Raw genomic sequence first — 1,980 nt, forward strand, 5'->3', positions numbered from 1 at the left:
GCTTTCACTTGCCAGAGTTGATGAAATGCCTGAGATTCAGTGTTATCAATATTGTTCTGGGTACTTGCTTCACTTTGACCAGAAGTCTTGGTTTGGCTTCGTACATTTTCAGCCACGGCCACAAACATTTGACGTGCTTTGCTATAAATAATGCGATAACTATTCTTGTTCATGAATAAAGTCTTTTCTAAAGTAAATTAATAAGAAAGGTTGATACTAAAACCGGTAACCCAGTCTTTTTTTATGCTGTCAGGTGCAATCAGCCCCCGACCAGTAAAGGCATCCAGATAAAAACTATTTTGATAAGTGCGTAGACCTAAAACACTTCCGAGTAAATAACGCTGACCCGGTATGCTATTACGCCCATTAACCCAGCCCTGATCGACTGCCATGTAAAACTGGGTATTTGGAATTGGTGCATTCAAGCTGATTTCTTGCTGTAGATACTGGCCGTTATCTCCGGAAAGCATGAGCTCACCATCAAAACCACGCACGCTATAGCGACCACCAATATAAAAGCGGTCATTCGGTACTAAAATTTTCGGTGCATATTGTCCACGCCAGTTAAGGCGGTATTGGGCAGGTTTTTCGAGCAAAAGGAATGGTGTGCTAAAGCGTAAATCAGCACTTAAAAGCGGAGCACGGGAGTAACCTTCGACAGGAAGATGGTTTCCATTGACATCGATAATCTTTTCTTCTGCCGCAGTTCGGGCTTCCACCCCCATGCCACGACGGTAATCGATGCTGCCATCTAGTACTGCATTTCCTAAATATTGGCGGTGTTGAAAACCTAGATTCCAGCCTGAAGTTTTACGATGTAATACTTCAACCTCAATATCATTCATGAAGCTTTGGCTTTCTTTATGATAAAGCTTGCCATATACGCTGGTTTTATGTTGCCCGCTACGGCTAATAACTCGAGATAGGTTTAGATTGGCTTGTTGGCTATTACCATGATAAATAATAGGATAATCTTTAGATACTATCCTTCTTTGACTATATTGATAATCATTGTAGCTAAGACCTAAATCATAGTAGCCAACAGGTAACTGATAATTAATAAAGTAACTTCGGTTTAAGTCCTCATGGAAGTCATCTAAAGAATGACCCACGTTTAGCGATAAAATATCATTTAAATGAAATGGGTTATTGACACCTAACCCCATATTTCCCATATGGATACCAGTGTCCTGATTACCCGAATCATCTACGCTTAAATTGAAATTAACTTTTTGTAGTGATTGAAGTTTGAGTATTAAATCACTATAGCCCGTTAATTCTTTATCTTGAGCAGTTGCGGGAGTAATTTGCATATCTACCGCATAGACACGTTTTAGATTTTCCAGCCCCTGATCGAGCCTTTTTAGGTTCACAATGTCGCCCGCTTTAAAGGGCAACCCTGTCTTAAGCTGTAATGAGGAGATTTTCCCTTCTTGTATAATAATCTTATCCAAGCGTCCGATTTGTATACTCAGGTTTAGATTCCCCTGATTTAAGTCTTGCGGACTCACGACAATTTGACTGGTAATAAAACCTTTTTTTAGAAGTTCATTTTGGGCATAGTTGACAATGTTATGTAAACTTTGGGTTCCAATACATTTACCCAAAACATTCTGTGGGTGTTTTTTTATAGCTTTAACCACAAAGTTAAATTGCTGTAAGTCAGACTGCGGCTGACCATTTAAAGGGATAAGACTAATTTCTTTAACCGTTACACATGGGCTTTCTTCAACAACTAAATGCTTAAAATCCTGTAATGGTTTTGTATTTTCATAAGGAGTTTGCTGAGCAAGCTGGTCTTGTAATTGCTGGTTAAGCTCTTTTAAACGTTGATCTTGAAGCACCTGGCTGGGCAAAGAAACATCTTCAATCGCATAGACATATTGGTGAAAACCCGCAAAAAGAATAAGGGAAGAAGTTATAAAATTCTTAGTTAACATTTTATAGACAGAATTGTACGTATAATCACACTATTTTACA

At 38.7% G+C, this 1,980-nt stretch carries 2 protein-coding genes; both read right to left on the minus strand.

Features of this window, described 5'->3' with window-relative positions:
- Positions 1-173 (minus strand): ESPR domain-containing protein (locus KTJ10_RS18015; RefSeq protein WP_410468418.1); only part of this gene is annotated, 173 nt, incomplete at its 3' end.
- A 24-nt stretch (positions 174-197) separates the two neighbouring features.
- Positions 198-1,940 (minus strand): ShlB/FhaC/HecB family hemolysin secretion/activation protein, encoded by a 1,743-nt coding sequence (locus KTJ10_RS17945; protein WP_262442552.1) that lies wholly within the window; start codon positions 1,938-1,940, stop codon positions 198-200.
- Between the last annotated feature and the right edge of the window lie 40 nt (positions 1,941-1,980).

It is taken from the genome of Acinetobacter sp. WU_MDCI_Abxc222, from assembly GCF_025514755.1.
In the GTDB taxonomy this organism is placed as follows: Bacteria; Pseudomonadota; Gammaproteobacteria; order Pseudomonadales; family Moraxellaceae; genus Acinetobacter; species Acinetobacter geminorum.

Coding starts and splice junctions, on each gene's coding strand:
- KTJ10_RS17945 (WP_262442552.1), bottom strand. CDS start 1,940: ATGTTAACTAAGAATTTTATAACTTCTTCCCTTATTCTTTTTGCGGGT.